The following is a 12990-nucleotide window of genomic DNA, read 5'->3' on the forward strand; positions in this document are numbered from 1 at the left end:
GGCGCTGTAACGAGAATGGCCGGTGGTAAAACCGGCCGGCAGATCGGGATTTACTTCGAGACGTCGGCGCCGAAGTACTTCTGCGAGATCTTGTCGTAGGTGCCGTCGGCCTTGATCTCGACAAGCGCCTTGTTGATCGCTTCCAAGAGTTCCGGCTCGTCCTTGCGGATGATGATGCCGGAGAAGTCGGCGTCGGCCTGTTCGGCCGCGATCTTTACCGGCGCGTCGGGCTTCTTCTTCTTGAAGTCGAGGAAGGAGAGGCTGTCGTTGATCGTCGCATCGGCGCGGCCGGTGAGCACGAGCTGGATCGACTGGTCGAAGCCGTCGGTGCCGACGAGTTCGGCGCCGGACGCGGTTGCGAGCTTGCCGAAGTTGCTGGTCAGCGACTGAGCAGACTTCTTGCCCTTGAGGTCGGCGAAGCCCTTGATCTCCTCGTTGTCGGTCTTGACGATCAGCACGGCCTTGGAGGCGATGTAGGGCTCGGAGAAGTCGTACTTCTTCTTGCGCTCGTCGGTGATGCCGACCTGGTTGATGACCGTGTCGTAGCGGTTGGCGTCGAGGCCGGCGATCAGGCCGTCCCATTTGCCTTCAAGGAATTCGGCCTTGACGCCGAGCTTCTCGGCGACAGCCTGGCCGATCTCGACGTCGAAGCCGACGAGCGCGCCGGAGGCGTCGTGATAGGTGAAGGGCGCATAGGTGCCCTCGGTGCCGATCTTCAGGACACCGGCGGATTTGACCGCGTCGAGATTTTCGCCGGCTTCAGCAGAAGTGAGGGCGGTAATCTGCATCAGAGCGGCGGCGAACAGCGTGGGGAGGAGCTTCATCGTGGTTTTCCATCTTCTTTGTGGTCCGGCCCGTCGTCCGGATTGAGCGGACAATCGCATAAAAGATTGGCGATCTGAGCGCATAAAACACCAATTCCCGAGCGTTTTGATGAAGAATTTTCCTCGAAATGGCGTCGATCACGCGCAAAAGGCACGGTTTGCTCGAATTGCTGGCCCGCGGTGATTTGGCTGATTGTGCGACTTGAAATCGGTTTCAAAAGTCGTTATGCACATTCATAGCGATTTATGCACGTTTATGCACGATTGGCAAAAATGTCGAGCGATCTCTTACTTCGTGAGCGAAAGACGCTGATCCAGGAGCGGCTGAAGGCCAAGGGCCGGGTGCTGGCTGCGGATCTCGCTGCCGAGCTCAACGTCTCCGAAGACACGATCCGCCGCGACCTGCGCGAAATGGCGGCAGCGGGCCTTTGCGAGCGGGTCTATGGCGGCGCGCTTCCGGTCGTTCCGGCGGCGCACAGCAGTTTGAGCGAGCGGGTGGCGATGGCGCCGGAGCGCAAGGCAATGCTTGCCCGCGCAGCCGTCGGCCTGATCAAGCCGGGCATGACCGTGTTCCTCGATGCCGGTTCCACAAACCTCGCCATCGCCCAGCTGATTGAACCCGACCTGCAGGTCACGGTCGTTACCAATACGCCACTGATCGCTGCAGCGCTGATGGAGAAGCCTGGCGTCGATCTCATCCTACTTGGCGGGCCACTCAACCGTGCCGTCGGTGCGGCCATCAGCGCGCGGGCGCAGCGCGACGCGGAACTGCTCAGGCCCGATCTCTGCCTTCTCGGCACCTGCGGCGCCGATGCCGAAGCGGGCCTGACAGCGATCTATTTCGAGGATGCGGAGTTCAAGCGACTGATTGCTGCGCGCAGCCGGCGTCTCGTTGTTGCCATCACCAGCGACAAGCTCGGGACGGCGGCGGCCCACGCGATCGTCGGTATTGACGAAAGGGCGGTGCTGATCCTGGAGGCTGATGCCCCGGCAGCGCATCGTGCGGCGTTCCAGGCAGCCGGCGCGGAAATTCTGCTGGCAGGAGGGCCTGAACGATGAGCATCACCCATGTGGCCCTCTGGACCCGTGACCTCGAGGCGATCGCCCGCTTCTGGTCGACAATCTTCGGCGCCGAGGTCGGCGACGTTTACGAAAGCCGGCGGCGGCCGGGCTTCCGCTCACGCTTCCTGAGGCTTGGCGACGGACCAGCGATCGAGATCATGGAGGGCCCTTGGGTTGCTCCGGGCGATCCGGCGCAAGAGCGCACGGGCCTTGCCCATGTGGCGCTGTCGCTCGGCAGCGAGCAGGCGGTCGACGCCATGGCCGCGCGCGCCGACGCTGAGGGCATACTGATCGCAAAGCCGCGCTGGACCGGCGACGGCTTCTACGAGGCGGTTGTTCGCGACCCTGATGGAAATCTGATCGAAATCACTGTTTGAGCCGGCCGATCCGGCAACGAGGCAATCCCATGGACCAACGTTCTCCCACCGCGACCGTCCGCCAAGGCTATATGACCCGCAACCGGCTGGCGGTTTCCCTGCTCTTCCTGATGAACGGCTTTGTTACCGGCAGCTGGGCACCGAAGATCCCCGAGTTCAAGGACCGGCTCGGCATAAGCGAAAGCGTGCTCGGCCTCCTGATCCTGATGTTCGGCATCGGCTCGCTGGTGCTGATGCCGATTGCCGGCGGCTATATCGCCCGCGTCGGTTCGCAGAAGGTGGTCAAGGTGACGGCCATCATCCTGTCGCCGCTGCTTCTGCTTTTGACATTGGTGCCAAACGTCTGGGCGGCGGCGATCGGCATGTTCGTGCTCGGCGGTTTCGTCGGCGCGATGGATGTCGCCATGAACGCCAATGCGGTCGAGGTCGAGAAATCGATGCGGCGGGCAATCATGTCCTCCTGCCACGCCTATTGGAGCCTTGGCGGCCTGATCGGTGCCGGCATCGGCGGGTTCCTCATGGCGCGCGTCGGCGTGCTGCCGCATGTCTTCGTCGTCACCGTGATCTGCCTGGCGCTGATCGCGATTGCCTGGCCGATGATCCTTGCCGACAAGCCGCATCCGGCCGCCGCCAAGGAAAAGCTCCGCCTGCCGATGACGCCGCTTCCTTGGCTGATCGGCATCATGGCGCTGTTTTCGATGGTGCCGGAGGGCACGGTGCTCGATTGGGGCGCGCTCTACCTGCGCAACGAGCTTGGTGCCTCGGTGGAACTGTCCGGCTTCGGCTTTGCCGCTTTCTCCGCCACCATGGCGACCATGCGCTTTGCCGGCGACCTCGTGCGCGACCGCTTCGGCGCCAAGCGGACGCTCCGGATTTGCACGGTCACTGCACTCGTCGGCATGATCATCGCGGGCACGGCGCCGAATGCCTATATCGCCATTCTTGGCTTTGCGATTGCCGGCGTCGGCATCTCCAACATGGTGCCGATCGCCTTTTCGGCGGCCGGCAACATGCCGGGCCTGCAGCCTGGCATCGGCCTTTCGGTCGCGACCTTCATGGGCTATTCGGGCATGCTGTTTGCGCCGTCGGTGATCGGCTTCGTTGCCGAACACACTGGCTTTGCCATCGTCTTTGCCTCGGTGCCGGTGCTGTTCATTGTGGTGCTGATGCTGTCGCATCATGCTCATCATGCCGACCACGCAAAGGGGCACTGAGGCCGGCCGCCTGCCATCAAATCGCCGTCAGGGCATGATGTCGCCGTTGACAACGGTGCTTTCCTCATCCACCTGATGGACGAAAAGCATGAGCGGGACGGCAGAAGTCCATGCGGTTTTCCGCCCGCATCCCGCGCTGAAACGATGAGACCAGGTCACTGGCGTGACCTGGGGACCAAGAGGCCTTCATGTCTGCCGCCTTCGATTTTGATCCGCAGCCCCGCCGAGCGTCCGTCGCCGTCGATGTCGGCGGGGTCATAGTGGGCGGTGGCGCGCCGGTGGTCGTCCAGTCGATGACCAACACCGATACCGCCGATATCGACGGAACGGTGGCGCAGGTTGCCGCTCTCCACAAGGCCGGCTCGGAACTGGTGCGCATCACCGTCGACCGCGACGAAAGTGCCGCCGCCGTGCCGAAGATCCGCGAGCGGCTCGAGCGCCTCGGTCTGGACGTGCCGCTCGTCGGCGACTTCCACTATATCGGCCACAAGCTCTTGGCCGATCATCCGGCCTGCGCTGAGGCGCTTGCCAAGTACCGCATCAATCCGGGCAATGTCGGCTTCAAGGACAAGAAGGACAAGCAGTTCGCCGAGATCGTCGAAATGGCGATCCGCTACGACAAGCCGGTGCGCATCGGCGTCAACTGGGGCTCGCTCGACCAGGAACTCCTGACGCGCCTGATGGACGAGAACCAGGCGAACGGCTTTCCGCTGACGGCCCAGCAGGTGACGCGCGAGACGATCGTGCAGTCGGCGTTGCTCTCGGCGGATCTCGCCGAGGAGATCGGCCTGCCGCGCAACCGTATCATTCTCTCCGCCAAGGTTTCGGGTGTCCAGGACCTGATCGCCGTCTATGCCATGCTGTCGGCCCGCTCGGACCATGCGCTGCATCTCGGCCTCACCGAGGCCGGCATGGGCACCAAGGGCATTGTCGCCTCCTCCGCCTCGCTCGGCATCCTGATGCAGCAGGGCATCGGCGACACGATCCGCATTTCGCTGACGCCGGAGCCCGGTGGCGACCGCACCCGCGAGGTGCAGGTGGCGCAGGAACTGCTGCAGGTCATGGGCTTCCGCCAGTTCATTCCGGTGGTTGCAGCGTGTCCCGGCTGCGGGCGCACGACGTCCACCGTGTTCCAGGAGCTCGCACAGAAGATCCAGGACGATATCCGCCGCAACATGCCGGTCTGGCGCGAGAAATATCCCGGTGTCGAAGGCCTGAAGGTCGCGGTGATGGGCTGCATCGTCAACGGCCCGGGCGAAAGCAAACATGCCGACATCGGCATTTCGCTTCCGGGCACCGGTGAAATGCCGGCCGCCCCGGTCTTCATCGACGGCCAGAAGGCGATGACGCTGCGCGGCCCGAACATCGCCGCGGACTTCGAGACGCTGGTTTCCGATTACATCGAGAAGCGTTATGGCCGCGGCCAGGCGGCTGCCGAATAGGCGTTTTCTTCCGGTATTCCAAGCGACGTACACGGCTCCTGCCGCCCGGAAGCGCGGCTTCAGGCCTATCGCCGCGACGTCATCCCGCTCTCAAGTGGAATCACTCGAAGCGGAAAGACGCTCTAGAATCAAAAGGCTAGAGCGTCCCTTGTGCGTTCATCTGAACGCACGGCGCTCTAGAGAACCTCGTCCAGCGCTTCGATCAGTCGCGCGCATTCCTGATCGGTACCGATCGTGATGCGCAGGAAATCGGAAATGCGGGGCTTGGCGAAATGGCGGACCAGCACGGCCCGCTCGCGCAGCGCCTTCATCAATGCCTCGCCGTCATGGCCCGGATGCCGGGCGAACACAAAGTTGGCCTGAGATGGCAATACGTCGAAGCCGCGTTGAGCGAGGTCCGCCGCAAGCTGTTCGCGGGAGCCGATGATTTTTGCGCGCGTTTCCTCGAACCAGGCTTCGTCCTCGATCGCGGCGATGGCGCCTGCTTGCGCCGGACGGCCGAGCGGATAGGAGTTGAAGCTGTCCTTCACCCGCTCCAGCGCCTCGATCAGCGGCCGCTGGCCGATGGCGAAGCCGACACGAAGGCCTGCAAGCGCGCGCGACTTGGAGAAGGTCTGCACGACCAGCAGGTTCTCGTATTTCGAAACGAGTTCTGCTGCCGACTGGCCGCCGAAGTCGACATAGGCCTCGTCGATGACGACGGGCTGGTCCGGGTGGCTTGCGACGAGCCGCTCGATATCAGCGAGCGGCAGGCCGATGCCGGTCGGCGCGTTCGGGTTCGGCAGGATGATCGCGCCGCAGAGGCGATCATAGTCGGCGATGTCGATCTCGAAGGCGTCGTTGAGCGGGACCTCGACCGTGTCGATCTCGAAGAGCCGCGCATAGGTCGAATAGAAGCTGTACGAAATATCCGGATAGAGCAGCGGCGAGTCGTGCTTCAGGAGGCCGGCGAAGATATGGGCCAGCACCTCGTCCGAGCCGTTGCCGACGAAGACTTCTTCTGCCGTCACCCCATAGCGCGCGGCGATCGCCTGGCGAAGCTTCAGCGCCAGCGGATCGGGATAGAGCCTCAAGTCATCGCTCGCCGCTGTGCGGACCGCGTCGAGCACCTTCTGAGAAGGGCCGTAGGGGCATTCGTTGGTGTTGAGCTTCACCAGATTGGCGATGCGCGGCTGCTCGCCCGGCACATAGGGCTTGAGCTTCGAGACGATCGGCGACCAGTATTTGCTCACGGGGTTAATTCCTGCGGTTGGCGACGAAACGGGCGGTGTCGACGAGAATGGCCGAGCGCTCGCCATAGGGCGCAAGCAGGGCTTCGGCTTCTGCGACCAGTTGCTCCAGCCGCTCTTCTGCCCAGGCCTGGCCGTGCAGCGCGACCAGCGTGCCCTTGCCGCGGGCGGCGTCCTTGCCGGTCGCCTTGCCCATGGTCTCTGCGTCAGCGGTGAGGTCGAGCAGGTCGTCGGCGAGCTGGAAGGCGAGGCCGATCTTTTCGCCGAAGTGGCGAAGCCGGGCGCGGTCGTCTTTCGATGCGCCAGCGACGATGGCGCCCGCTTCGCAGGCGAAGCGGATGAGGGCGCCGGTTTTCATGGCCTGCAGCGTCACGATGCCGGCCTCGTCGGGCGGCGACTTCTCCGCTGCCAGATCGAGCGCCTGTCCGCCGGCCATGCCGCCGTGGCCGGCGGCGCGTCCGAGCGCCAGGATCAGCTCCACTTTCTGGCCGTCCGTCAGCAGCGTTTCGGGGGCCGCGATGGTGTCGAAGGCGAAGGTCAGCAGGCTGTCGCCGGCGAGGATCGCGGTTGCCTCGTCGAAGGCCTTGTGCACCGTCGACTGGCCGCGCCTGATATCGTCGTCGTCCATCGCCGGCAGGTCGTCATGGACGAGGGAATAGCAATGGACGCATTCGAGCGCCGCGCCGACGCGCAAGGATGCATCTAGGCTGCCGCCGAGAAGATCCGCACATTCGATCACCAGGAAGGGGCGCAGACGCTTGCCGCCGTTCAGCACGCCGTGCCGCATGGCCGCGAGCAGGTTTGCCGGTCGCGTGATCTCGTCGACCGCTGTCGCCGAGCCGAGCAGGCGCTCGAGCAGAGCTTCGACGGCGCGGGCATTGCCGGTAAGGCGGCGGGTAAAGGGCGATGTGTCCTGGCTCATGCGCGCTCTTTGGCACGGGCGAAGAGGGCTTTCAACGGGGATTCGTGTCGCAGCGGCGCGCTTTCCCTGGGACAGCCGCCTGGGCGCCTTGCCTTTTACCAGAAAGCCCGTTCAACTTTGCCGGACCATGCACTAAGAGAAGCGGATGGACAGCGAGGTGAACAGTCAGGCCGTGAACGTCGTTCCGGAAGCGCGCGAGGAGGGCGAAGTGCCTTCCAGTCGCTGGTCTTCGCTTCGCCGGACGTTACGCACGAAACGCCGCCAGATCATCCTGGCTGTCCTGGGTTTCGTTGCCCTGCCCTATGTGCTGATCGTTCTCTATCTCGTCGAGTTCGTCCACCCGGTCTCCACCTTGATGCTGCGCGATCTCGTTTTGCTTCGCGGCTACGACCGCCAATGGGTCGATTTCGAGAACATCTCGCCGGTGCTCGTCCAATCGGTGATGATGTCGGAGGACGGTCAGTTCTGCGCCCATGACGGTGTCGACTGGGGCCAGATGCGCGGCGTGGTCGAGGATGCGCTTGACGGGGAATCGACCCGTGGCGCCAGCACCATCCCGATGCAGACGGTCAAGAACCTCTACCTCTGGAACGGCCGCTCCTTCCTGCGCAAGGGCATGGAACTGCCGCTGGCAATTGCCGCCGACTTCGTCTGGAGCAAGCGGCGGTTGATGGAGATCTATCTGAATGTCGCCGAATGGGGGGATGGTATCTACGGTATCGAGGCGGCGGCCCGCCACCATTTCGGCGTTTCCGCGGCGAAGCTCTCGCGCCGGCAGGCCGCACTGCTTGCGGTTTCGCTGCCCAATCCGAAAGAGCGCAACGCCGGTAAACCCGGCCGTGGGCTCAAGCGTCTGGCGAATTTGATCGAGCGTCGCGCCAGCCGCTCCGGCGGCTACATCACCTGCCTTTATGATTGAGATCAGACCTTTTCATTGGATGCGGTTGCCGGGGGATGTCATCCTGGCTTCGTAGAGTTCTGCCATCTGGGCCTCTCTCCATTCGAAAGGCCCGATCGCTCCCATGCCCCCAATTTCCCCTTCGCTTCTCGCCTTTGGCCGCAACGCAAACACCATTCCGCCGAAGCATCTCGGAACCCGCTACGCCACCGACGGCCGCTTCCTGCGGGAGCCGGGCAACACAGTCGTCTCCCACGTCACCGCCGGATCACCGTCCGAGGCGGCCGTACTTGCCGTGCGTGAGCGTCTGATGGCGATGCCCGAGGCCGGGCAGTTTGCCTTCACCCATCCGTCCAGCCTGCATATGACGATCTTCCAGGGCATCATCGAATATCGTCGCAGGCTACCCTATTGGCCCGTCGATATGGCGCTCGATACGCCGATCGATGTGATGACCGAACACTACTGTGCGCGGCTGAAGCACTTTGCGCCGTTGCAGCCCTTCCGGGCCCGCGTGACGGATGTCACGCCGACCGGTCTTGCGCTTGAAGGCGACAGCGCCGCCGATCGCGCTTGCCTCAAGGCTTGGCGCGATGCTTTCGCCGAAGTCTTCGGCTATCGCCATCCCGATCATGACGACTATGCGTTTCACATCACCTTCGCCTATGTCATCGACTGGCTCGATGACGCGGCACTGCCGCGCTGGCAGGAAATGTTGAGCGAACAACTCGCCTACCTCAGGGAACGGGCGCCGGTGATCGAGCTCGATCCGCCGGCCTTCTGCTCGTTTGAGGACATGAACCATTTCGAGGAACTGATCGTTTTCTCGGACAGATCAGCAATCACGGCCAGCAATTAAGGCCAGCATCAAGGAATGTAGATGACCGGACTTACCCTTTACGTCGGCAACAAGAACTATTCGTCCTGGTCGATGCGGCCCTGGATGGCGATGACCGCCGCGGGCATCGCCTTCGAGGACGTGGTCATTCCCTTCGATTTCGCGGCCGGCAATCCTGATATCCGCGCGGTCTCGCCGACGGGGCGCGTGCCGTTGTTGCGGCATGGCGATCTGCTTGTCTGGGAGTCGCTGGCGATCATCGAATATGTCGCCGAGCTCTTTCCCGACGCCGGGATTTGGCCGGCCGATCGCCAGGCCCGCGCCCGGGCCCGCAGCTATTCCATGGAGATGCTCTCCGGTTTCAGGGCGCTGCGCGGTGCCTGCCCGATGAACGTCCGCCGGGAGAGGCGGGCTCTTCAGGTGGATGCCGACGTTCGCGCTGATGTCGTCCGCATCGAGCAAATCTGGAAGGAGGCGCTCGCCCAATCCGGCGGCCCGTTCCTCTTCGGATCCTTCAGCGCGGCGGATGCGATGTACGCACCTGTGGTCAACCGCTTCGACGTCTACGATCTCGTTGCGGATCAGGAAACGCTCGGTTACATGGATCGCGTCAAGGCACATCCCGCTTTCCTGAAATGGGAAGAGGCCGCCCGCGCGGAGCCCTGGGTCGCTGCCGAAGACGAGGTCTGAAACGGCCGAGTCGAAAATTTGCGGCTGGGGACTGGTCAAACAGCAGTTGCCCATGTATAAGCGCGCCAAATTTCCGTGATTAACATCTGTTTTACACGGCCATTTCGGCTGCTGAACAGTGTTTGCCCGATAAGTGGAGAATGAAATGGCTGTACCGAAAAGAAAAACGAGCCCGTCCAAGCGTGGCATGCGCCGTTCCGCTGACGCTCTCAAGACGCCGACCTACGTCGAAGACAAGAACTCCGGCGAACTGCGTCGTCCGCACCACATCGACCTGAAGACCGGCATGTACCGTGGCCGTCAGGTTCTGACCCCGAAGGAAAACGCATAAGCGTTTCCGTTCGTGGAATGGTTCAAAGGGCTGGCTCTGCCGGCCCTTTTGTTTTGCGTCTGACATTTTCTCGCTTGGACCCTGTGTTATCCGCAGGAGCTAGAGCATCACGCGCCAAGGTGAAGTCACTGGGAGCGGAGAGATGCTCTAGACCCAAAGTGCTAGAGCGTCCTTGGTGCGTTCATGCGAACGCACAGCGCTCTACAGCGCCGCGCGTCTTATCAGACGCGCAAAGGTCGCTGTAGCACTTTGAATTGCTGCATGTTTTTGTCCTTCAATCGGCTACGATTAAAGGAAACATGCAGTAGGCCTGAAGACGCCGCAAGACGCGGCAAAGGAGTTTGCGCCTGATGCTCGCTGCCGTTCCGCTGCTGATCCTGCCGTTCGTTGTCTACAATTTCGCGATGATCGGAATGTTCGGCGGTATGGCCGGGTTGAACGCCGAGATGCTGTCGCTGTCCATGCTGTCGGGCGCGACCTGGACGATGCGCTTCGGCGACCTCCTGATCGTCGTCGCACTGCTGTTGCTCTTCGTCGAATTGCTGAAGGCGACCCGCACGAGCACGCGTGCGCTGATGGATCACCTGTTGTCGATGATCCTGTTCATCGCCTTCCTGATCGAATTCCTGCTGCTGGCGCCGGCGGCAACCCAGCTGTTCTTCATCCTGATGACGATCAGCTTCATCGACGTCATCGCCGGCTTCGCCGTCTCGATGCGCTCGGCCGGACGGGACGTGTCGATCGGCCTTTAAAGCCTGTCGCGCAAAAGTGCGCAGCGGTTTTGCGACAACGACATGCGAAATATCAAGAACTTAAAGCGCAAGGAGCGAATCTGAGAGTTCGCGACGCGCTTTAGGTCACGATCGATCCTCGGGCGTTGGCCCAATTCAGGGTATTGTTTGCTGGACGGGAATTGGGCGGGTGGCTCACACCCGCCTTTGCAAGGAGAATGCGCTCAGCCGAGATTGTCGAGCTTGGTCTGGAGAGCGCGAAGCTGCTCCTTGAGCTCGTCGATATCCTTGGCTTCGGCCTTCTTGGTTTCCTTCACCGGCGGGGCGGTGATGAAAGGCGAGAACATCTGCATCGCCTGATGGAACATCTCGGTATTGCGGCGGACCTGCTCTTCGACAAGTTGCAGCGGAACCTGCAGGTTCTTGCCGAGCGGCGTGTCACCGAAGGCCTTGTTGATCTGCTCGCGCATCTGCGACTGCTGCTCGGTGAAAGCCTGCATCGAATGCTCGAGATAGCTCGGCACCACCATCTGCATCTGGTCGCCGTAGAACGAGATCAGCTGGCGCAGGAAGGAGATCGGCAGAAGCGTGTTGCCGGTCTTGGACTCCTGCTCGAAGATGATCTGCGTCAGCACGGAATGGGTGATGTCTTCGCCGGACTTTGCGTCCTGGACGATGAAATCCTCGCCCTTCTTCACCATGACAGCCAGGTCGTCGAGCGTGACATAGGTGCTGGTCCCGGTGTTGTAGAGCCGCCGGTTCGCATATTTTTTTATAACGATCTGGCCTTCGTGCTTCGCCATCAGGGTCTCCTCTCACCCATCATCCCGTCTTTATTGCGTTTTTCAGAGTATCCGCAAAAGAGCGCCGCTGACAATGTCTTTGTGCGTTGCGGTGACGCAAGTGCGAAATCTTGCGGTTCAACCTCAGATGACGGTTTTGTGGCAGGGCATCAAGGCGTTTGACTTGCGCCGCGCGCTTTGACAGTCTGCCTTCATTAGGCAAGAAAGATCTGAGGAAACGTCCCATGAGCAATCCCTCCATCGTGATCGCCAGCGCCGCCCGTACCGCGGTCGGATCCTTCAACGGTGCATTCGCCAACACACCGGCGCACGAGCTCGGCGCCGCCGTCATCAAGGGCGTGCTCGAGCGCGCAGGCGTCGAGGCAGGCGAGGTCGACGAGGTGATCCTCGGCCAGGTCCTGCAGGCCGGCGAGGGCCAGAACCCGGCGCGTCAGGCGGCGATGAAGGCGGGTCTTCCGCAGGAAAAGACCGCCTGGGGCATGAACCAGCTCTGCGGTTCCGGTCTTCGTGCCGTGGCGCTCGGCATGCAACAGATTGCAACCGGTGATGCGGATATCATCGTCGCCGGTGGCATGGAGTCCATGTCGATGGCGCCGCATTGCTCGCATCTTCGCGGCGGCGTGAAGATGGGCGATTTCAAGATGATCGACACGATGATCAAGGACGGTCTGACCGACGCCTTCTACGGCTATCACATGGGCATCACCGCCGAAAACGTCGCCCGCCAGTGGCAGCTCAGCCGTGAAGAGCAGGATACTTTCGCGCTCGCCTCGCAGAACAAGGCCGAAGCGGCACAGAAGGCCGGGCGGTTCGCCGACGAGATCATTCCCTTCATCGTTAAGGGCCGCAAGGGTGACGTCACCGTCGACCAGGACGAATATATCCGCCATGGCGCAACGCTCGACCAGATGACGAAGCTGCGTCCGGCCTTCGACAAGGAAGGCACGGTCACCGCCGGCAACGCCTCCGGCCTCAATGACGGCGCGGCGGCCACTCTGCTGATGACCGAAGCGCAGGCTTCCAAGCGCGGCATCCAGCCGCTCGCCCGTATCGTTTCCTGGGCAACGGCCGGCGTCGATCCGCAGGTCATGGGCACCGGCCCGATCCCGGCTTCGCGCAAGGCGCTGGCGAAAGCCGGCTGGGCGATCGGAGACGTCGAACTGGTCGAGGCCAACGAGGCTTTCGCGGCACAGGCCTGCGCGGTCAACAAGGACCTCGGCTGGGATCCGTCGATCGTCAACGTCAATGGCGGTGCGATCGCCATCGGCCATCCGATCGGCGCTTCCGGCGCCCGCGTGCTCAACACGTTGCTCTTCGAAATGAAGCGCCGCGGCGTTTCCAAGGGGCTTGCAACGCTCTGCATCGGCGGCGGCATGGGCGTCGCCATGTGCGTCGAACGGCTCTAATCGGTTTGGCGGCATGAACAGCGCCAGGTGGGTTCCATTTTCCCTCTTGCTGGCCGGTTCGCCGATCGTTTCCGCACATGCCAATCCCGCGCCTCTCGACGAGGCGCGGTTGGTTCAGTGCATGCTGGAACATACGACCTCGGACGACGAGGCCGTTTTCAGGGACATGGTGGTTGCGGCCCTGAACGATGACAGCGGTGCGTTGAAGCATCGCTCGTTCAGC

14 protein-coding genes are annotated in these 12990 nt (G+C 62.5%); 10 read left to right on the forward strand and 4 right to left on the reverse strand.

Annotated elements, in window-relative coordinates:
* Positions 1-50: 50 nt before the first annotated feature.
* Complete coding sequence (locus tag V7S54_RS12815) at positions 51-824, reverse strand: amino acid ABC transporter substrate-binding protein (protein ID WP_065374051.1); 774 nt, start codon at positions 822-824, stop codon at positions 51-53.
* 273 nt (positions 825-1097) lie between these two features.
* Between V7S54_RS12815 and V7S54_RS12820 the strand changes: the two genes are divergently transcribed.
* From V7S54_RS12820 to ispG, 4 genes are all read left to right on the forward strand, one after another.
* Positions 1098-1883: a DeoR/GlpR family DNA-binding transcription regulator gene (locus tag V7S54_RS12820; RefSeq protein WP_083203579.1), complete on the forward strand. Its 786-nt coding sequence runs from the start codon at positions 1098-1100 to the stop codon at positions 1881-1883.
* A complete protein-coding gene (locus V7S54_RS12825) occupies positions 1880-2263 on the forward strand; it encodes a glyoxalase/bleomycin resistance/extradiol dioxygenase family protein (protein ID WP_065374053.1) in 384 nt (127 codons plus the stop codon). The genes V7S54_RS12820 and V7S54_RS12825 overlap by 4 nt, the downstream gene beginning before the upstream one ends.
* A 29-nt stretch (positions 2264-2292) precedes the next feature.
* Positions 2293-3477, forward strand: a complete 1185-nt coding sequence (locus tag V7S54_RS12830) for an MFS transporter (protein ID WP_065374054.1) — start codon at positions 2293-2295, stop codon at positions 3475-3477.
* Between the two features lie 188 nt (positions 3478-3665).
* Positions 3666-4919: a flavodoxin-dependent (E)-4-hydroxy-3-methylbut-2-enyl-diphosphate synthase gene (gene ispG, locus V7S54_RS12835; protein WP_058321661.1), complete on the forward strand. Its 1254-nt coding sequence runs from the start codon at positions 3666-3668 to the stop codon at positions 4917-4919.
* 176 nt (positions 4920-5095) lie between these two features.
* Here the strand turns inward: ispG and hisC are convergent, their stop codons facing one another.
* Positions 5096-6151 (reverse strand): histidinol-phosphate transaminase, encoded by a 1056-nt coding sequence (gene hisC / locus V7S54_RS12840; protein ID WP_065374055.1) that lies wholly within the window; start codon positions 6149-6151, stop codon positions 5096-5098.
* Between the two features lie 4 nt (positions 6152-6155).
* Positions 6156-7070, reverse strand: coding sequence for a polyprenyl synthetase family protein (locus V7S54_RS12845; RefSeq protein ID WP_336408450.1), 915 nt, complete (start codon positions 7068-7070; stop codon positions 6156-6158).
* 145 nt (positions 7071-7215) lie between these two features.
* Here V7S54_RS12845 and mtgA point away from each other — a divergent pair, with 145 nt between their 5' ends.
* The 5 genes from mtgA (at position 7216) to V7S54_RS12870 (ending at position 10579) form a co-directional block, all read left to right on the forward strand.
* On the forward strand, positions 7216-7989 hold the full coding sequence (mtgA, locus tag V7S54_RS12850) for a monofunctional biosynthetic peptidoglycan transglycosylase (RefSeq protein WP_083203581.1): 774 nt from the start codon (positions 7216-7218) through the stop codon (positions 7987-7989).
* A 103-nt stretch (positions 7990-8092) separates the two neighbouring features.
* Positions 8093-8827, forward strand: coding sequence for a DUF1868 domain-containing protein (locus tag V7S54_RS12855; protein ID WP_065374057.1), 735 nt, complete (start codon positions 8093-8095; stop codon positions 8825-8827).
* Between the two features lie 21 nt (positions 8828-8848).
* Complete coding sequence (locus tag V7S54_RS12860) at positions 8849-9496, forward strand: glutathione S-transferase family protein (RefSeq protein ID WP_065374058.1); 648 nt, start codon at positions 8849-8851, stop codon at positions 9494-9496.
* A gap of 145 nt (positions 9497-9641) precedes the next feature.
* Positions 9642-9827: a 50S ribosomal protein L32 gene (rpmF, locus tag V7S54_RS12865; protein WP_057254881.1), complete on the forward strand. Its 186-nt coding sequence runs from the start codon at positions 9642-9644 to the stop codon at positions 9825-9827.
* Positions 9828-10177: 350 nt separating this feature from the next.
* Positions 10178-10579, forward strand: a complete 402-nt coding sequence (locus V7S54_RS12870) for a hypothetical protein (protein ID WP_065374059.1) — start codon at positions 10178-10180, stop codon at positions 10577-10579.
* 203 nt (positions 10580-10782) lie between these two features.
* On the opposite strand, the gene phaR is transcribed toward V7S54_RS12870, so the two are convergent.
* Positions 10783-11361: a polyhydroxyalkanoate synthesis repressor PhaR gene (gene phaR, locus V7S54_RS12875; protein WP_034802922.1), complete on the reverse strand. Its 579-nt coding sequence runs from the start codon at positions 11359-11361 to the stop codon at positions 10783-10785.
* A 224-nt stretch (positions 11362-11585) separates the two neighbouring features.
* Between phaR and V7S54_RS12880 the strand changes: the two genes are divergently transcribed.
* Positions 11586-12767 (forward strand): acetyl-CoA C-acetyltransferase, encoded by a 1182-nt coding sequence (locus V7S54_RS12880; protein ID WP_057254884.1) that lies wholly within the window; start codon positions 11586-11588, stop codon positions 12765-12767.
* Positions 12768-12990: the final 223 nt, after the last annotated feature.

The sequence above is a fragment of the Ensifer sp. CCNWLY38 genome, from assembly GCF_037120565.1.
GTDB classification, from domain to species: Bacteria; Pseudomonadota; Alphaproteobacteria; order Rhizobiales; family Rhizobiaceae; genus Ensifer; species Ensifer adhaerens_H.